Below are 17,821 nucleotides of genomic sequence, written 5' to 3' on the forward strand. Positions count from 1 at the left end.
TTTATGCCTCACGCTAAGCCGCATCTGCGGCTTATGCGTCTCATAATCTTCTCTGATCGAATAACGGCTCAAGCCGTGTTACAATGGGCCGCTTAAAGCGGCCTTTGTCGCTTCTGAAAAGCAAGCAACAAACGCTTCTGGAATTTGGTGGGAACCCACAATAAGGGTGCTCACACGCGATAAACCCCTTGGGTTTACGCTGGTAACACGCGATAAACCGCTGAAGCGGTTTACGCTGGTAACACGCGATAAACCGCTGAAGCGGTTTACGCTGGTAACACGCGATAAACCGCTGAAGCGGTTTACGCTGATAACACGCGATAAACCGCTGAAGCGGTTTACGCTGATGACGCAAGCCGAAACACGGCTTGCTTCGTCGAGACGAACTGCAAAGCAGTTCGCTCGGTCGCGATAAACCCTTCGGGTTTACGCTGGTAATACGGGACAAATCCTCCGGATTTGCCCCGGCGCGATAAACCGCAAAGCGGTTTACGCTGGTAACGCGGGGTGGAGCAGCCCGGTAGCTCGTCAGGCTCATAACCTGAAGGCCGCAGGTTCAAATCCTGCCCCCGCAACCAAATCTTTCCCCTTTCCAGGTCTACTATCGCTGGCGCGAAGACTTCATCTTCGCTGGCGATCGTAGCTCATCGTCCTGCAGACCATAACCTGAAGGGTGAGGCGCGCTCGAGCAAAGCGCGATCGGACAGTCCAGTGGACTGGTCAAGCAACCAACGGCGCAAAGCCTGCCCCCGCAACCAGAATTTACGAATGATATCAAAGGGCTCCGAGGAAAATCGGAGCCCTTTTTGCATTAAATTTATGTTTGCTAACCAGGAGCAGGCGCCTAACCAGCCCACTCGCCGCAAATTCACGAGGAAGACCCCTCCCGCATCTCCTTCAGATACCGCGCCGGCGGCATGCCGAGAATACGGGTGAACATGGTCGTGAAGCTGTTTGGACTGAGATATCCGAGTTCCAGTGCGGTCTGGGTGATGGATTGTCCTCTCACCAGGCGATCGACGGCGGAAACGATACGCAGATGTTCACGCCACCGCCCGAAGGTCATGCCGGTTTCGGACAGAAAAAGCCGCGCCAATGTCCGCGGGCTGCTGGCGGCGAGGTCGGCAAGATCTTCGAGCGTGGCATCATCACCCGGCTCCGACTTCAACCGGTCGATGACCCGAACCAATCGCGGGTCGCGCCCCTGCGGGACAAAAAGTACCGGACCATAGGTCGGCTTCGAGGCTTCATAACCGATCATTCTCGCGACTAGAGTTGCGTTCTCCTCCTGGTCAGCCACAGCGGACAGCCGAACGGCTTCCAGTGCCAGTTCGCGCAGGAGATTGGTCACAGCGATAGTCTGGCATTGGTTCGGTAGAGCAGCTGCCATGTCGGGACTGAGCAATATCCTTATATGAACGGAGGACTCGGCATGGCGCGCGCTATGCGCGACATCCGGTGGCACCCACACCCCTCTCCCCGGTGGGGCAAGCCACCAGCCGCTTTCGCTGAAGAGCGTCATCGTGCCCGCCGTAACGACAGTCAACTGGCCGAGCGGATGCGCGTGTTCAGCGACGACGGCACCTGCATCGTGGCGGAACAGCGAAGCACTCATGGGGCGGGATGGCGAATTTGGGAACATGGCAGAAAGGCTGAATATGTTGACCGTTTTGCAAAGGTAAGGGCTGCAGCTTTCGTCTATATGACAGAGATCGTCGTTTCACAAGCCAAGGTGAGCTATCTCATGTCCCAAACACTTCGCATTATCGGCCTCGTCGGCAGTCTCCGCGCGGCCTCCTATTCGCGCACGGTACTGGAAACCATCGCCGAGATGTTGCCGGATGGAACCAAGTTCGAGGCGATCGATATCGGATCGTTGCCACACTACAATGAAGATCTGGAAAAGGATGTTCTGCCCGATCCGGTAGCTTACGGCCGGGAGATGGTTGCAGCCAGCGACGCTGTTCTAATCGTCACGCCCGAATTCAACCACGGCATCCCCGGCGTGTTGAAGAACACCTTGGATTGGCTGTCGCGACCGGCTTTCGACAGTTGCCTTATCGACAAGCCGGTTCTGTTCGTAACACTGTCGCCCGGCGCGCTTGGCGGCGTGCGCGCGCAATCCCAACTGCGTGAAACCCTGGCGTCCATGCTTTGCAAACTGACGCCGCTACCGGAAATTGTCATCACCCATATCGGCGGCAAGATCGCTCAGGATCGATTGGTCGATGCGCCAACGCTCAAGCATATTCAATCGATATTGCAGCGCTTCCTCGCCGCGGTTGCACGAGCTTGACGGCGAAGGATGGTCCCGACATGCAAAATCTCTATGCCCTTTGTGCTGGCCTTTCCGTCGGCCTGCTCTTTTCCTGGCTGCGGTTGCCGCTCCCTGCGCCGCCGACTTTGACCGGCATCATCGGTGCCGCAGGCGTCTTTCTGGGCAGCGTGTCATTTGGCCTGTTGCAACAGTGGCTGGGGCGTTGATCCCGCACAACTGATCGCACGGTCCCTCGATCACCGCACTCTCGCCTATCGTCGATGCCGCGAACATCCCCGGGCTACCGCTCCGGAGTGAGAATGCAGCATTGCTCCGGCAGCGGTACGAGCACGGCCGCGCTGCCCGCCGCCATCGGTTCGGACAATGCCCCGTTGGCGACAATGTCGCCGGCCGGCGTGGTGCATTGATATTGATAGGCGCGACCGAGATAGGTTCTTGTTCCGAGAACCGCCGGCAGGCCATCACCTTGCCGCCGCACGGAAAGGCCGTCGGCGCGGCAGGCGAGGACAAAGTCGTCGGGGATCGGGCCGAAATCATCCTGCGAAAGCGCAATCTTTGCGCTGCCCGCGCCTTCCGCCGTCACGAAAGCCCCCTCGCGCGCGATCGCTCGCAAAGGCAACAGGTTCTCGAAGCCGACGAAACGGGCGACGAAGCTGTTCGCCGGTTTGCGATAAAGGACCTCAGGCGTATCGAGCTGCATGATGCGGCCGGCATTCATGATGGCGACGCGATCCGAGATCGAAAAGGCTTCTTCCTGGTCGTGCGTCACGTAAAGCGATGTCGTTCCGTTGGCGCGCTGCAGCTGACGGATTTCGACGCGCATGTCGATCCTGAGCTTGGCGTCGAGATTGGAAAGCGGCTCGTCGAACATCAGCAGCGGCGGCTCGATGACCAGGGCGCGCGCCAGCGCGACGCGCTGTTTCTGGCCGCCCGAGAGTGCTGAGGGCAGCCGGTCGCCAAGGCCGGAAAGCCCGACGCGTTCCAGCATGGCGGCGGCTTTCTGCCGGCGCTCCTGCGCCGCGAGGCGACGCTGCTTCAGGCCGAAGGCGACATTTTCAAGCACGGTCAGATGTGGGAACAGCGCATAGTTCTGGAACACCAGGCCGATATCCCGCGCGTGCGCCGGAAGTGTCGTCAGGTCGCGATCGCCCAGTTTTATGGTGCCGCTTGTCGGCTGCAGGAAGCCGGCGACCAGCCGCAGTGTCGTCGTCTTGCCGCAACCGCTGGAGCCGAGCAGCGAGACCAGCTCGCCGGCTGCGACCGACAGCGAGAGGTCCTGCAGCACCGGCGTCTTGCCGTAATGGGCGCTGATGGATTGGATGGTAAGCGATACGGTCACGGGCGGCTACTTTGTCAGGAAGGTGAGGCCCAGGGTCGCTTCGACGACCGCCATGACGGCGACGGTCACGAGCATCAACAGCACGGACACCGAGGCGATGGTCGGGTCGAAGAACTGCTCCATGTGAGCGAGGATCTGGATGGGAAGGGTGGAGATGCCGGGTCCCGTCAGGAAGACCGAGACGGAGACATCGTTGATGGACGTGATGAAGGCGAGAATGAAGGCGGCGATGACGCCGGCGCGGATATTCGGCAGCACCACCGTCAGGAAGGTTTTCAGTGGCGGGCAGCCCAGGCTGATGGCCGCCTCTTCTATGGAGAAGTCGAAGCTGGCGAGGCTGGCGCTCACTACGCGCACGGAATAGGGCAGGACCAGCAGCGCATGGCCGATCAGCAGGCTCGGGAAGATCGGAAGCCCGAGGCCTATGGTGACCGACTTCATCAGCGAAAAGCCGAAGACGATCTCCGGAACGAGGATCGGAAGGACGAAGAGCGTCGAAAGCCAGCTCGGCAGCTCGACCCGATATCGGCTGATGGCATAGGCGGCGGGGATGCCAATCAGCAGCGAAAGCGCTGTTCCGAGCAAGGCGAGCTCGAGGCTGGTAATGGCAGTCGTGCGAAAGGCCTCGATCTCAAAAATATTCCAGAACCAGTGCAGCGTCAGCCCCTGCGGCGGGAAGGTGAGGTAGCTGGTGTTGCTGAAGGCGGAGCCGATGATGATGACGAGCGGCGCCAAAAGAAACAGGAAGACGCAGGCCGTGAAAGCGATGAGCGCGGGGTGGACGGATCTTGCCATATCGTCACACCGCCATCGGGTTCAGCCGTCGGGCGATGCGGCTCATGATCGCCACGATACCGATCGTCACGACGACCATGATGGCGGCAATCGTCGATGCTCCGACCCAGTCGAAGGTGACCATGGCGCGCTGGTAGAGGAAAGTGCCCATCATCATCTGCTTTTCGCCGCCGAGCAGCTGCGGCGTGGCATAGGAGGTGAAGCTGCCGGTAAAGACCAGCACGGCGCCGACGATGAGGCCGGGTGTGGCGAGCGGCAGGATGACCTGCCTAAATGTCGCCGCCGGCGTCGCGCCGAGCGAAGTCGCCGCCTGGATCAGGTCCTGCGGTATGCCCTCGAGCACACCGACGAGGGTGAGGATCATCAGTGGCACGAACAGATAGACCATCGCGACGATGACCGAACCTTCGGTATAGAGCATCGAGAGCGGCTCGCTGATAACGCCGACCGAGAGCAGGATGGTGTTGAGAATGCCGTTCTTGCCGAGAATGATTAGCCAGGCGAAGGAGCGCACGACGACGCCGGTCAGCAGGGGGAAAACGGCGGCGATGATCATCAGGCTTTTTGCGCGATCCGGCATTTGCGCGATCACATAGGCGGCGATGAACCCGACGACGAGGGAGATCGCCGTCGTCACCAGCGCGACCTCGATCGTCCTGTAGAGAACCGTGCGGCGGAAGCCGCTGGTGAAGAAGGCGACATAGGGGGAAAACACACCCTTGGGTTCGGCGAATGTCGCCGCGATCGTGATGATCACGGGGACGAGAAGGAACAGCACCACGGCTGTCATCGCCGGCGCCGTCAAACCCCATTTTGCAAGATGCTTCATCAAACGAATTCCGTAAGGATGCCGCAGGGTCGCCGCGGCACGCCCTGTTACATGCCGAAGATCTCGTTCCAGCGATCGATCCAGTCCGATTGCGCTTCATTCAGCTTGGCATAATCGATGCGGCTGAGCTTTGCGATCATGTCGGGGCCGTAGGTCCAGAGCCTGGCCTTTTCGGGCGTCAGTACGACCTTGGTGGAAACAGGCGCATCGACGCCCTGTTCGGCTTCTGCCTGCTGGACGTCCTTCGACAGGATGAAGTTGATGAACTGGTGGGCGAGCTCGACGTTTTCGGAGCCCTTGGGAATATTGACGGTATTGAGGGTGGCGACATCGCCTTCCTTGAGACTGGCCCAGGCCATGGTGGGAACGGCAGCCTGCATCGATGCCAAGGTGAAGTCCTGCGCCAGCGCCACCTTGGCCTCGCCCGTCGAGATCAGGTTCACCAGCTCGGAGCCGGTATTGTAATTCTTCACGACATTCGGCTTCAGCGCGCTGATCGCTTCGAAGGCCTTGTCGGCGTCGTCATAGGGATCGGCGCCTGCATGCTTGCCGGCCTGAAGCACCGTCAGCGGTCCGGCCGTCGTGGTGATGCCCGGAAGCGTGACGGCGCCCTTCAAGTCGTCGCGCCAGAGATCGTTCCAGGAGGTAATTGGCGTGACGACTTTTGCTGTGTCGTAGACGATGCCCACGCGGCCGATGGTATAGGCGGGGCCGTAATTGCCCTGCGGCGCCCTGGCGAGGTCGTAGAGATCGGCAAGGTTCGGGATTTTACTGCGGTCGAGCTCCTGAAAGAGACCCTGCTGAATGCCGACCTGCGAATAGCTGTCGGTCAGGTAGATCACATCGACGCCCTTGCCGCCGCGCAGCTTCAACTTGTTGAGGCGGTCGGCATTGTTGCCGGTTTCGAAAACGACGTCGCAGCCGCAGATCTTCTTGAAAGGCTCGATGATGTTGGCCTGCATCTTCTCGCCATTGTAGCCCCACCAGGAAATGGTCAGCGTTTTTGCCTGGGCATAGGCCGGGAAGGCGGCAGTGGCAGCAAGAATCGCAAAGCCCGCGACATGGGCAAGAGTGAGGCCCTTCATTATCGAAATCCTTTGGTCAATGAAATCAGGCATATGCTTCAAGCTTGCAGGATACTATTTTTCGAGCACCGGCTTTACAAGCCCAACAATTGAGCACGGGACAGTTTTTCCGCCGCTGCATTGGCAGGCCACGTATTCCGGCGCGCATGATAGCCGGGAATGCAACCCATTGAGATAATTTGGTTTCCTTCAAGCAAGACAGGCCGCTTTACACACCGGATCGCCATCTCTACCCTCGGCCGATCGAATTCTCGCAGGCATACCTATCATGACATCTCCGACCATAAATCTCCCCGACGATCTGCTAGTGAACGCGGCTGACGAGGTGTTGATCCGCCAGGATCTGACGCTCACCGCGCTCGGTCGCCGTCCTGCCGACCGCTTGCTGCGCGTTGGCCGGCTGCTCGACGTCCATAGCCGCACCTGGCTCGAGGATCAGGAGATTGTCATCAAGGGCAGGCGCATCGCCTATGTCGGCCCGGCCGGCAGCTATGAGGGCGAGGTCGGCGAGCGCGTGCACGAGCCGCATCTTGCGGCCGTTCCCGGCTTCGGTGAGGCGCACAAACATATCGAGAGCTCGCACTTGACGCCGGAATGGGAGGCCGCCCTGGTCATGCCGCATGGCGTCACCTGGACCTGCGAGGCGAGCCATGAATTTTCCAATGTGAACGGCGCCCGCAATCTCGAATTCTGGCTTGAGCCACGCCGTCGCGGATCGCCGATGAAGATCTTTCCCCTGCCGGGTTCGGCCGTGCCGCCGACCGCTTATGAATGGGGCGGCGGCCATTTCGGCTATGACGAGCAGAAAGCCTTTCTCGGCGAAAGCCTGATGGTCGCTGGCCTTGACGAAGTGATGGATTGGCCTTCGGTCAGCAATCCGGACAATCCCGCCTATGACCGCCTCTGGGGCATGATCCGCGCCACTTTCGAGCAGCGCGGCGTCGTCGAGGGTCATGGGGCGGGCTTACGCGATCTGGCGTCGATCAATGCCTTTGCCGGCGCAGGCCTCGCCTCCGATCATGAAGGCTGGTTCCTGGACGAAATATGGGAAAAGCTGACGCATGGCCTGTTCATAGAGCTTCGGCCGCATTCCTTGCCCGAGGTGATTCAGGGGCTGATCGAAAAGGGCCTGTCCGACTGGTCGCAGATCGCTTTCGTCACGGATGACCGCAGCGCCTCCGATACGCTGAAAATCGGGGCCACCGACCACAATGTCCGGCTTGCGATCGAAAACGGGCTGGCGCCTGAGATCGCCATTCAATGCGTAACGATCAACCCGGCGCGGCATATGCGGCTCACGCCCTGGGTCGGCTCGATCGCGCCCGGTCGTTTTGCCGATATCGTGCTTCTGGATGATGTGAAGAGGCTGTCGATCGCCAAGGTCTGGGCTGATGGTAAGCCGGCTTCCGAAGGCAAGACCTTCCTCGGTGTCCGCCCCGAGATCGACTGGCCGGATTGGGCGACGAAGACGGTCCGGATCGACAGGGTCGTCACGCCGGAGGATTTTCGCATTGCCGCTCCATCGGATGCGGCGACTGCAAAGGCCGCGCTGTTGCGGCCGTTCCATTGGGCCGATGATTTCATCATCATGGATTTGCCGGTCCGGGATGGCGCCGTCCAGCGCGATCCGGATCGCAATGTCACCAAGTTCGCGATCGTCGACCGGTTTTCGGGCGAGGCCAAGGTTTCCCGCATGTTCTGGCTGGGCACCGGGCCGCGCACGCCGGATACGGCGCTTGGCGCGACGCTCGGCCATGACAAGCACAATATCTGGGTCGTCGGTTCCTCCGATGAAGCCATGGCAATGGTCGCCAATGCGCTCAATGAACAGCAGGGAGGCTGGGTGCTTGTATCGGGCGGAAAGGTGATCGCCCGCGTCCGCTACGAGGTCGGCGGCCTGATGACGGCACGATCGGCAGAGGAGCTCGATGTGGAAATGCAGAGGCTCTATGCTGCCGGCGCCGGGATCGATTGGATGTACGAGCCGACTTTCTCGCCGCGCTGGTGGCCTGGCTTTCCCGAGCGTCTCTCCTTTGCGACGCTGACCTGTGCGCCATGGCGCTGGGTTCTTGTGGCACCGTCGGAGCGAGCGCCGGAAGGCTTCGTCAATGTTGCCACTGGAGAGACGCATCCCATCGTCTGGTAAGGGATAGCCTTATTTCAGCTATCGGATATCCCGCCTGATGCGCGGGTATCGATAATCTGGCGAATGGGTGCAATCGGCGTCTGCTCGTCAGTGACACCGCCGGCTCTTGACGGCCGAACATTGCTTCGTAATTATCCGTTTGGTTACTTGTACCGTGCCGCAGGTGATGGGAACAAGGTGGAGCGTACCTTGTTTTCGGTCTCGCCGGCTGAGATCGGGAAACCAGGCGGAGGAGGCCATGGTGATTGCCGTTGACAATGATGGGCCGCGCATGACGTTGGCATTTTCGACGCTGGGATGCGCCGACCTCGAATTGAGCGAAGCCCTTGCCTTGGCGGCGCGCCATGGTCTCGATGCCATCGAAATTCGTGCGCTTGGCGGTACGATCGATCTGGCGACTTATTTCAGCGAAAGATTCGGTTCGCCGGCCAGTCTTGCCCGCACACTGGAAGCGTCTGCCGTGCGCGTCTGCGCCTTCAATACTTCGCTGCGTCTCGTCGGCGCGACATCTCAGGCAAAGGAAGAGTTCCTGCGCTATCTGCCTTGGGCGGAGGCCGCCGGCGTCAAGTCGCTGCGGGTTTTCGATGGCGGCAATAGCGGAGATGCCGGAGAAGTGGCCGAGGCTCTGTCGACGCTGCAATGGTGGCGTGAAACGACCGACCGCGAGGGTTTCAGCGCGGAGATGATCGTCGAAACGCATGACTTTCTCGTGCAGCCGGATGCCATCGCCCGTCTTCTGGAAGGAGCACCCGATTGCGCGCTCCTCTGGGATACCCACCACACCTGGCGCAAGGGCGGGCAGGATCCTGTCGAGACCTGGAAGCAGGTGCGGGGCAATACCCGGCATCTTCATGTGAAGGATAGCATCTCCAAACCGGGGCCGAAGCTGCCATATAGCTATGTGCCGCCGGGCAGCGGCGAATTTCCAATAGCTGCGCTGCGTTCCGCGCTCGCCACCGATGGCTATGACGGCGTCATGAGCCTGGAATGGGAGAAGCTGTGGCACGTCGAACTGCCCTCGTTGGATCTGGCCCTTCAAGCGGCAAGGCGAAACGGCTGGTGGTCTCCGCTGGCCGCCGAGGAGTGACTGGCGAAGTTCATTAGTAATTTAGTTGAATTAGAAATAAGAAAAACGCGCGGCGATTGACTTTTGCAATGGTTTGTTAATTAGTGTATTAGCATAAAGTAACTATATATATTATTGGCGCATCAGCGTTGGGTTGACTATCGTCTTCAGCGCAATATCTCCGGCTCGTTGAAGGGGACCTCGGTGACATGGGGTTTGAGGTGTCTGGAAGATGGGAGGAACGGATTCTAGGCACCAGAAATCCGATGCATCGCAGGCGCGCGCGCCGCTTTCAGTCATCGCTTTTTGGTTCCGGTTATCCGTTCGTGGGCGTGTCCCTGGCCAAGGGAGGTTTGATGATCGGTAGTGGGATTCGCAGCGAGGAGGGGCATAGCGCTCTGATTTTACAGGCGATCGCTGAGGGTGGCCTGAGCTTTGCGGCGCAGTGGATCCATGACGTCGAGAATATCGGAGAGGTGGCCTATGCGGAAAGCCTGGCGCGCGTAACGGATTCCGATGGCGTCGTTCATACGGCAGGAACGTTCGTTTCGCTTCTCGAGCAACAGGATCGCTGGTTCGATCTCGATTTACGCATTCTCGACATGGTGTTGTCAGCCTTGGCGGCGGACCCAGCCCTTGTGCTCGGCTGCAATCTGTCCGTCGCCAGCCTATCTCATCCCGAACACTTTGCCGGTATTTTCGGTCGAATCACCCGCCAACAGGAGCTTGCTTGCCGGCTTGTCGTGGAGATCACCGAAACCTATCCGATCGAAGGTGCGTCCATTGAGCGCTTGAAGATGATCCGCGCGCTCGGTTGTCTCGTCGCGATCGACGATTTCGGTTCCGGTTTTGCCACGCCGGAATCCCTGCTTCAGGTCGCCGCAGATATCGTCAAAATCGACGCCGCCTTCATCCGCGACAACAGGCCAGGCCGCGATGGCCACAACAGTCTTTCACATATTGTCGGTTTTGCCGCCTGTTTCGCCCCTTCGGTCGTCGTCGAAGGTATCGAGACGGAGTCGCAGCTGGAGGCCGCGCGAACGGCCGGCGCGACGCATGCACAGGGCTTCCTGTTGTCGATGCCGGTTGCGCTGGCGCAGCTTCGGCGACCCAAGGGCAGGGCTGGCCTGAGGGGGGTAGGATGAGCGTTCCTGCTGTTGCCCAGCCGTGCGGCGTCGGAATCCGGATACGCGATATGCGGAATGCATGCGCGGTTCGTATCAAAGAGGTCTTCATATTGGCCGCGCGGGTGCTGCCATGATCAAGTATCCGCTCTCTGCCGCCGACTATGAAGCCGCCGCCGCCCGCGCCACGTGTGATCTCAAGGCCAAGACATTGTTGCGTGCCTTGGTGTGTCGTCTTCGCGATCTGTTCTCCGATGCCGGCTTTCCGCTGTCCGTCATCTTCACGGGCGGCACCGAGCCCCATGTTACCATTCGCGATGAAACGGCAGGAATCTCCGCGCGCATAACGATCGACGCCGAAAGCGGCCTGTTTGTTTTTTGTGAACTCGGCTGCCGCGCAACCGATATTGTCTTGGCGACGGCGAACGAAAATCGATTGATCGAAGAGATCGCCCTCCATCTTGGCGGCGACAGTCCGGTGCCGCAAACGATCGACGCGGCCGTCAGCGTTCTCGTCGGCCAGACGATCGAAGATGTCGAGCGCAAGCTTATCCTGCAGACGCTTCATCACTGCGATGGAGACCCCACTCACACGGCATTCATGCTCGGCATGCCACTCGTTGTCCTCTGTAACAAACTGGCGGTGTATTTTGCGGACTCCGCCAGGAAACTGCCGGAAGCACCGACCGGTGCAGGCCGGAGAGCGGTGGGCGGCCGACCATGATCACGGGCGCACCTGGTGCGAACGTATTCTATCCCAGCTACCATGCCGGGAAACCGGCGCCAGGAAGACGGCGCAATTCGAACCGATGCGGGCCTTGGAACGGGCTTCGCATATGACGCAATCGCGCGGGGCGGCGCACGAGAAACCAAATGAGATCCGGGAAAAGATCATGGATTCGTTCAGTGAGAGAAAAGACCCCGCACCACCACGGCAAACGCGTTTTCTATTCGAAGGCTGTGTGAAGATTGTTTCGGCCTATGTGACTTACAATGCCGTTTCGGCCGTCAGCCTTCCCAAGCTGATCAAGGACATCCACGGCGCGCTGCAAGCTTTGGACAGCTCTGCTTCCGTTGTCGAACGGAGCAGTCTGGTGCCGGCGGTGGATTTGAAGAAATCGGTGACGAACGACTATATCGTCTGCCTCGAGGACGGCAAACGCTTCAAAACGCTGAAGCGTCATTTGCGCGTGCACTATGGCATGACGCCTGAGGAATATCGCCAGAAATGGGGTTTGGCGCCAAATTATCCGATGGTCGCACAAAATTATGCGAATCGTCGGTCGGAACTCGCCAAGCTTTCCGGTCTTGGCGCCAATGGCAACAGGAAGGAAACTGTTCGCTAGCACGTCCGCGTGAGAAAGCGTGCGGATCACGACGAGCGGATTGCGAGCGTTTCGCCGTACAGCTACGCGGCGCTACGCTGCAAGGATAATGGCGCTCTACGAGGGGGCGCCATTATCTTTTTGGGTCATTGTCGGGCAAAATCGGCACGGCCGATCAAGCATGTCGATCAGAAGACCTGACGGAGTACGAGGAACAGGATGAAGGCGAGCGCGATCGAGGCCGGCAGCGTCAGGATCCAGGCCATCAGCATGTTGCGCACGGTCGACCATTGCAGGCCGGAGCCATTCGCCGCCATGGTGCCGGCGACGCCGGAGGACAGCACGTGCGTCGTGGAAACCGGCAGGCCGAGTTGGTCCGCGGCACCGATCGTCAGCATGGCGACGACCTCGGCGGCTGCACCCTGGCCATAGGTCAGGTGTGTCTTGCCGATCTTTTCACCGACGGTGACGACGATGCGCTTCCAGCCGACCATGGTGCCGAGACCGAGTGCCAGCGCCACGGCGACCTTCACCCAGAGCGGGATGAACTTGGTCGCGTGGTCGACGGCGGCGTGATAGTTGGTCACGGCCTTCAGATCGTCAGCGCTCATCGGCAGAAGCTTCTGCTTGTCGATCAGCTTCAGCGATTCACCGATCAGATAGATGTCGTTACGGACGTTGCCGACGAGCCCGTTCGGCAGCTTTTCGACGCTCGGATAGGCGGCGATCTCGGCGCTGGTGGCGTGGATATACGCCTGCAGTGCCGGCGTCGTCGCATCCGACCATGTCTTGCTCTTCACGGCATCGCTGACGGCGGCCTTCGGATCGGCAGGCGCAGTCACACCGGGCTTCACATATTTGCCGAGCACCGTCTCAACCTGTGCCGAGGCGGCCTTATAGGCCTCGAGATAGTTGATATCGGGCGTCTTATTGAGAGCGAAGGCAGTCGGCACCAGACCGATGAGGATGAGCATGATCAGACCCATGCCCTTCTGACCGTCATTCGAGCCATGAGCGAAGCTGACGCCGGTGCAGGTGAAGATCAGCAAACCGCGGATCCAGGCCGGCGGCGGCGCATTGCCCTTCGGCGCTTCATAAAGCTCCTTATTGCGGATCAGCACCTTGGAGACCAGCAGCAGCAAAGCGGCGGCGCCGAAGCCGATGATCGGTGACAGCAGCAGCGACATGCCGACGCTGCTGGCCTGCGACCAGTCAACACCGCTGGTGGCGGAGCCGGCGGGTGCAAGGAACTGGTTGGCGAGGCCGACGCCGATGATGGAGCCGACGAGGGTATGCGAGCTCGACGCCGGCAGGCCCAGATACCAGGTGCCGAGGTTCCATATGATTGCGGCGGTCAACAGTGCGAAGACCATGGCAAGGCCAGAGCCGGAGCCGACCTGCAAGATCAGTTCGACCGGCAAAAGCGCCAGGATGCCGAAAGCGACGGCGCCGGAAGACGTCAACACGCCGAGGAAGTTGAAAAAGCCGGACCAGATCACCGCGAATTCGGCCGGCAGCGAGCGGGTGTAGATGACGGTGGCGACCGCATTGGCCGTATCGTGGAAGCCGTTGACGAACTCGAAACCCAGCGCGATCAGCAGGGCGAGACCGAGCAGGATCCACGGAACCGCTGCGGCCTCGGCAAGGTCGCTGCCGAGAGCATAGCCCACATAGGCGAGACCGCCGAGCACGACGACACCGAAGAGCGGCAGAAACCATTTCGCCGAACCGCTTGCGCCGTGAATTGGGTGATTGGCGTTGCCACCCTCCGTACTGTTTGAAACGACGTCCACCATCTCAAACTCCCTTATGGCAAATGATATCCCTGATTTAAGCGCCGTTGATGAAACTCTCGTGACGCCTGTAAAGGCCGATAGGCATTTTCCGAATGGGCCGCGATTCCTTCATGGAAAGATGACGATGCGGCGGAAGAGATCCTCGCTCCGGACGGGCAATCTTTGCAGCTCTCGATTTCGCCGTCAAAACGCCTTTTTCGGTTCAGCCCGTGTTCATCCGCTTGGGTTTTAAATCCCGCATGTAAGGGACTTGGATAGAGGACCACCAAAAATGAGATCGTCCGTGTTTGCCATCGCTGCTTTGCTTGGTGGCCTGGCAGTATCTTCGGCAGAAGCAATGCCTATCCCCGCTGTCGGGACAACGGCTGCCGTGCCGGTCGTGAAAGTTGACTATGCCTGCGGTCGTGGCTGGCATGTGACCCGCTGGGGCGAATGCCGCCCGAACCGGTGGGGACCGCCGCCGCGGCGTTATGGCTGGGGGCATAGACCGCCACCGCCCTGGGGCTGGCACGGTCATCGCGAGTATCGCGATGGCTGGCGTGGAGACCGCTGGCGCCGTCATCGCGACTGGTAAAATAAAAACACCGCCGCAAGCTTTGCGGCGGTGTTTTGTTAGAGCACTTCCAGGAAAACTGCGTAGCGGTTTTCCGTCCGGAATTGCGCAAAAACAATAACATGGAGCGGTAAAGCAGTCCCGTGAAACGCGTAACCGCTCTAGAGACGGGGGTCTGTCCGCAAGGCCCGCGCCGTCAGCCATAGTCCGGCGACGGTTGCCAGCACGGCCGACAGGATGGCCATGAGGCTTCCGACGTGCAGGACGATGTCAGCGAGCTTCGGCCGGATCAGGTCGGCCGTATTGAAGCTTTCGCCGCTGAATTTGCACAGGATGAGCGAGAGATTGCTGCGCACCATTACAGCATCGATTTCTGAGACGAGATCGCCGACAGGCGCTGTTTCATTCTTCATCGTCCGCATGTGAAGCAGCACCGCCTTGGCCGCCGCGAGATAGGCGTGCGAGCATTCGTTGAACGGGCTTTGCTCGTCGCTCACGCTGCCGGGCATCATCCCCCAGAGACAATAGGCACGCTGGATCTGCGCGAAATTCAGCAGGCGGCGAAACGTCTCGTCGGTATCCGATACATTTTCCGCGAGCGCCACGATGCGCCCGTAATAGGGCGCGATGACAGCCATTTCACCATGTGTGAGGCTTGGTATCGGGATGCCGGTTTGGTTTCCCGAGGAACTGCCGCCATGGGCGGCAAGCACTGTCGGCCAACATGACAGCATGAGGCAGAGCGCGGCGAGCAAGGCGCCGCTTCCGTGCCGGCGTTTCCCGCGCACGAGATCATGCGCGGGATGCGATGGATTTGCCATGCTAGGCTCGGCGCAGCGCCGGGTTGCGGTAGCGTATCTGCGGCAGCTCTCGCTCCGCCCAGGCTCCAAAGGCAAGCCCGAGGGTGGTCCACAGGATCGCGTGCATCCCGAGCGATGCAATCCGGAACCGCCAGAGCACGACGGCCGAGAACTGTTCCGGCACTTCGTTGATCGACGGAAGCAGATACTGGATCAGTGCGATGAAGAAGATGTAGCCGATGCCGGCAAGGATCGCCCCGTTCCATGATCCGTAACGTGCCGCCAGCCGGCGACCCAGTCCGACCGCGACGATCATGCCGACGATCGAAGCAACGATCATGATGAAGAATAGCTCGGTTCTGGCGCCGATCGTGTCCGGATTGCCGACTGCCGGGGGGTTTGCGGGATATTTGATGTCGGGAACGAGCGAAATCGTCACGAAAGCCGCGATGGCGAGCAATGCCGCAGTACCACGTGCGCCGAGGGGGCTGATGCGGCCGTAGACGAAGGAGAAGACCAGCGCGAACAACCCGCCGATTGCCGTCGAAAAGATGATGCTGCCGGTGAAAAGACCGATACCTGCCTGTGTGGCGCGGCTGACGATTTCCGGTTCCGGCGCTTCGCCTGCCGCCTGCGCGGCCTTTTCTTCAAAGCCGATCGCCCAATCGACCAGCGGCTCGCCGAAAGTGTGGGCGAAGGCAAAAACGAGAATGCCAGCAAGGGCCCCGACGATCATGCCGCGGAGCAAAAGACGTCCAACCATGTGCCTGATCCCTTAGTGGCAGGGGAAACCGAGAAGGTGACGGGCATCATGCACGAATTCGTGCACATACATGCCTGAAATCAGCGAGGTTGCGCCTTCCTCGGCGCCGACGAAATAGATCGCCAGCAGCATCAACAGGCCGGCGAAGACAGCCCAGGGCAGGATTTGGCCGAGCGGGATCGGCTGCGGGATTGCGGATGCTGCGAAAGCGGTATCAGACATTGTAGTTCCCTCTTTAAGAAAAGCGCGTTCCATTTGCGGAAGGGTTCTTTACGGGAAGGGTCTGGCTCTCGAGGGCGAAGCTTCCGTCATCGATTACAGTGGCGCGACCGCGCCGGGATTTCACCGGCTTCCACACCCGTAAGTGCAAGTTTATATCTGTCCGCAAAGATGGTTGTCAATCAAACGCCATTGCGATGTTAGATCGCGACAAGGCATGGGGATATCGAGTGTCATGAGGGGTCGCCTGAGCTGGATTTGTCATGGGCCGACGGAAGCCAATCGAAACGGCTGCTTTCCGGATGACGAGCCGCTGGAGGCGAAAGCGGCGCGGCGAGCCAAATTGCCTGTTGCAAAGCTCGGAACGATCGATCGGGTCTGGACGAGCCCGGCGCTGCGCGCGCGCCAGACGGCTGCTATCCTCGGTCATGACGCGATCCTTGAAACTGCCTTGCGCGAATGTGACTACGGCGATTGGTGCGGAAAATCGCTCGCCGAACTTTACGAAAGCGATCCGGAATCCCTGGCGCTATGGATGACGGATTTGGATGCCGCGCCGCATGGCGGCGAATCTCTGTCGGCGGTCGTGCTGCGCATCGGCGAATGGATGGGAAACCATCTTCATGATGCCGGTCATACCGTCGTCGTCACCCATGCGAGCGTCATCCGCGCCGCCGTCCTGCATTTGCTGCAGGCCCCGCCTATGGCATTCTGGACAATCGACGTCGAGCCCTTTGGCATGGTCGAAATGACGAGCGACGGCCGCCGCTGGCAGCTCCGCTTCCCGAAGATGACGGAGTAGCGGTCAGCGGGCTGCTTTTGCCCGCTGCCGTTCGAAATAGACGAGGAATACGGCGAGGCCGAACGTCATCGCGGCCAGTCCGTACCAGGTGATGGCATAGACGAGATGGCTGTTGTGGAAGACGATCTGCGTCAGCCCTCCCACCGGCAGGTCGCCCGGATTTTTCGTATCGTCCGCGTCGATGAAGTAGGGCGCCACGTTCTGCAGGCCGCGCACGTCGGCAATTGCGTTGACGTCGCGTGAATACCAGCGCTCTTCCGCCGGCACGTTGGAGCGCAGCAGCGTGCCCTTGGGCTCGTTGATCCGCAGCAGGCCGGTAACGGTCGTCTCGCCGCTGAGCTGGCCGGCCGGACGCGTCGTCGGCTTGCGCTTCTCTGTGGGAACAAAACCGCGATTGACAACGACGATCGTCCCGTCGGCCTCCCTCAGCGGCGTCAGCACCCAATAGCCGGGGCCAAGCACGGTCGAGGCATAGACCTGCGTTTCCTTGTCGTTGAGGAAAGTGCCGCTCACCTGCACATGCTTGTATTCGGAGTTCTCGGCCGTCACGTCAGCCCATTGCGTCGGCCCAGGCGCCGCAACCGCCGGCGCGTGCACGCGGGAATCGACCTTGGCGATCAGATCGAGCTTCCAATGCAGCCGCTGCACCTGCCATGTGCCGAGGCCGATCAGGAGCGCGGTCAGCAGCAGGAGCAACATCACCCAGATGGCGAGCGTGAGCACCGAGCGGGGCTTATCGGGAGACGTGGTCGAAGGAGTATCGGTCATGGCGCTGGTCTCCGGGGGACGCGCTGCCGCATGATTTCGGGAGGTGCGAAACGGCCTTCGCGGAAGATCATGCGTCGTCTGGGAAATTGGGCTGCGAACCTTGCGCGTCCTGAGGGCTGTGCCGCGCAGCATC

The 17,821-nt window shown here is 60.3% G+C and carries 19 protein-coding genes, 1 tRNA gene and 1 riboswitch; of the genes, 10 read left to right on the top strand and 10 right to left on the bottom strand.

Annotated features, from left to right (window positions below):
* The first annotated feature begins 501 nt into the window (after window positions 1-501).
* Window positions 502-578 (top strand) — tRNA-Met (locus JTP94_RS02910).
* 290 nt (window positions 579-868) lie between these two features.
* Here JTP94_RS02910 and JTP94_RS02915 read toward each other — a convergent pair.
* Window positions 869-1,615: a helix-turn-helix transcriptional regulator gene (locus tag JTP94_RS02915; RefSeq protein WP_204849071.1), complete on the bottom strand. Its 747-nt coding sequence runs from the start codon at window positions 1,613-1,615 to the stop codon at window positions 869-871.
* Between the two features lie 129 nt (window positions 1,616-1,744).
* On the opposite strand from JTP94_RS02915, the gene JTP94_RS02920 reads away from it, so the two are divergent.
* Both JTP94_RS02920 and JTP94_RS02925 read left to right on the top strand, forming a co-directional pair.
* Window positions 1,745-2,296, top strand: a complete 552-nt coding sequence (locus JTP94_RS02920; protein WP_204849072.1) for an NADPH-dependent FMN reductase — start codon at window positions 1,745-1,747, stop codon at window positions 2,294-2,296.
* A gap of 20 nt (window positions 2,297-2,316) precedes the next feature.
* Window positions 2,317-2,484, top strand: a complete 168-nt coding sequence (locus JTP94_RS02925; RefSeq protein WP_204849073.1) for a XapX domain-containing protein — start codon at window positions 2,317-2,319, stop codon at window positions 2,482-2,484.
* Window positions 2,485-2,558: 74 nt separating this feature from the next.
* Here JTP94_RS02925 and JTP94_RS02930 read toward each other — a convergent pair whose 3' ends face one another.
* From JTP94_RS02930 to JTP94_RS02945, 4 genes are read right to left on the bottom strand one after another with little or no spacing between them, the layout of a single operon-like run.
* On the bottom strand, window positions 2,559-3,617 hold the full coding sequence (locus JTP94_RS02930) for an ABC transporter ATP-binding protein (RefSeq protein WP_204849074.1): 1,059 nt from the start codon (window positions 3,615-3,617) through the stop codon (window positions 2,559-2,561).
* Window positions 3,618-3,623: 6 nt separating this feature from the next.
* Window positions 3,624-4,412 carry an ABC transporter permease gene (locus tag JTP94_RS02935; protein WP_204849075.1) on the bottom strand — a complete coding sequence of 263 codons (789 nt, stop codon included), beginning with the start codon at window positions 4,410-4,412 and terminating at the stop codon, window positions 3,624-3,626.
* Window positions 4,413-4,416: 4 nt separating this feature from the next.
* Window positions 4,417-5,241: an ABC transporter permease gene (locus tag JTP94_RS02940; protein WP_204849076.1), complete on the bottom strand. Its 825-nt coding sequence runs from the start codon at window positions 5,239-5,241 to the stop codon at window positions 4,417-4,419.
* Window positions 5,242-5,288: 47 nt separating this feature from the next.
* A complete protein-coding gene (locus tag JTP94_RS02945; protein WP_204849077.1) occupies window positions 5,289-6,326 on the bottom strand; it encodes an ABC transporter substrate-binding protein in 1,038 nt (345 codons plus the stop codon).
* Between the two features lie 268 nt (window positions 6,327-6,594).
* Here JTP94_RS02945 and JTP94_RS02950 point away from each other — a divergent pair, with 268 nt between their 5' ends.
* From JTP94_RS02950 to JTP94_RS02970, 5 genes are all read left to right on the top strand, one after another.
* Complete coding sequence (locus tag JTP94_RS02950; RefSeq protein WP_204849078.1) at window positions 6,595-8,472, top strand: adenine deaminase; 1,878 nt, start codon at window positions 6,595-6,597, stop codon at window positions 8,470-8,472.
* Window positions 8,473-8,710: 238 nt separating this feature from the next.
* Window positions 8,711-9,559, top strand: coding sequence for a sugar phosphate isomerase/epimerase family protein (locus JTP94_RS02955; protein ID WP_246754645.1), 849 nt, complete (start codon window positions 8,711-8,713; stop codon window positions 9,557-9,559).
* Between the two features lie 335 nt (window positions 9,560-9,894).
* Window positions 9,895-10,683 (top strand): EAL domain-containing protein, encoded by a 789-nt coding sequence (locus JTP94_RS02960; RefSeq protein WP_204849079.1) that lies wholly within the window; start codon window positions 9,895-9,897, stop codon window positions 10,681-10,683.
* A gap of 112 nt (window positions 10,684-10,795) precedes the next feature.
* Window positions 10,796-11,386 (top strand): helix-turn-helix domain-containing protein, encoded by a 591-nt coding sequence (locus JTP94_RS02965; RefSeq protein WP_210384022.1) that lies wholly within the window; start codon window positions 10,796-10,798, stop codon window positions 11,384-11,386.
* Window positions 11,387-11,498: 112 nt separating this feature from the next.
* Window positions 11,499-12,008: a MucR family transcriptional regulator gene (locus JTP94_RS02970; RefSeq protein WP_246754646.1), complete on the top strand. Its 510-nt coding sequence runs from the start codon at window positions 11,499-11,501 to the stop codon at window positions 12,006-12,008.
* 167 nt (window positions 12,009-12,175) lie between these two features.
* Here JTP94_RS02970 and JTP94_RS02975 read toward each other — a convergent pair whose 3' ends face one another.
* Entirely contained in the window at window positions 12,176-13,783 is a 1,608-nt protein-coding gene (locus tag JTP94_RS02975) for an inorganic phosphate transporter (protein ID WP_204849080.1), read from the bottom strand.
* Window positions 13,784-14,054: 271 nt separating this feature from the next.
* Between JTP94_RS02975 and JTP94_RS02980 the strand changes: the two genes are divergently transcribed.
* A complete protein-coding gene (locus tag JTP94_RS02980; protein ID WP_204849081.1) occupies window positions 14,055-14,357 on the top strand; it encodes a GCG_CRPN prefix-to-repeats domain-containing protein in 303 nt (100 codons plus the stop codon).
* A 140-nt stretch (window positions 14,358-14,497) separates the two neighbouring features.
* Here JTP94_RS02980 and JTP94_RS02985 read toward each other — a convergent pair whose 3' ends face one another.
* From JTP94_RS02985 to JTP94_RS02995, 3 genes are read right to left on the bottom strand one after another with little or no spacing between them, the layout of a single operon-like run.
* The gene (locus JTP94_RS02985; protein ID WP_204849082.1) at window positions 14,498-15,157 is read right to left on the bottom strand and encodes a hypothetical protein; all 660 of its coding nucleotides are present in this window, start codon (window positions 15,155-15,157) and stop codon (window positions 14,498-14,500) included.
* Between the two features lies 1 nt (window position 15,158).
* A complete protein-coding gene (locus JTP94_RS02990; protein WP_204849083.1) occupies window positions 15,159-15,899 on the bottom strand; it encodes a CbtA family protein in 741 nt (246 codons plus the stop codon).
* 12 nt (window positions 15,900-15,911) lie between these two features.
* On the bottom strand, window positions 15,912-16,121 hold the full coding sequence (locus tag JTP94_RS02995) for a CbtB-domain containing protein (RefSeq protein ID WP_204849084.1): 210 nt from the start codon (window positions 16,119-16,121) through the stop codon (window positions 15,912-15,914).
* Between the two features lie 59 nt (window positions 16,122-16,180).
* Window positions 16,181-16,253, bottom strand: a riboswitch (cobalamin riboswitch).
* Window positions 16,254-16,353: 100 nt separating this feature from the next.
* On the opposite strand from JTP94_RS02995, the gene JTP94_RS03000 reads away from it, so the two are divergent.
* Window positions 16,354-16,920 (top strand): histidine phosphatase family protein, encoded by a 567-nt coding sequence (locus JTP94_RS03000; protein ID WP_204849085.1) that lies wholly within the window; start codon window positions 16,354-16,356, stop codon window positions 16,918-16,920.
* Between the two features lie 3 nt (window positions 16,921-16,923).
* Here the strand turns inward: JTP94_RS03000 and JTP94_RS03005 are convergent, their stop codons facing one another.
* Window positions 16,924-17,688 (bottom strand): SURF1 family protein, encoded by a 765-nt coding sequence (locus JTP94_RS03005; RefSeq protein WP_204849086.1) that lies wholly within the window; start codon window positions 17,686-17,688, stop codon window positions 16,924-16,926.
* Between the last annotated feature and the right edge of the window lie 133 nt (window positions 17,689-17,821).

The organism is Martinezella lusitana (assembly GCF_016901135.1).
Taxonomy (GTDB): domain Bacteria; phylum Pseudomonadota; class Alphaproteobacteria; order Rhizobiales; family Rhizobiaceae; genus Rhizobium; species Rhizobium lusitanum_D.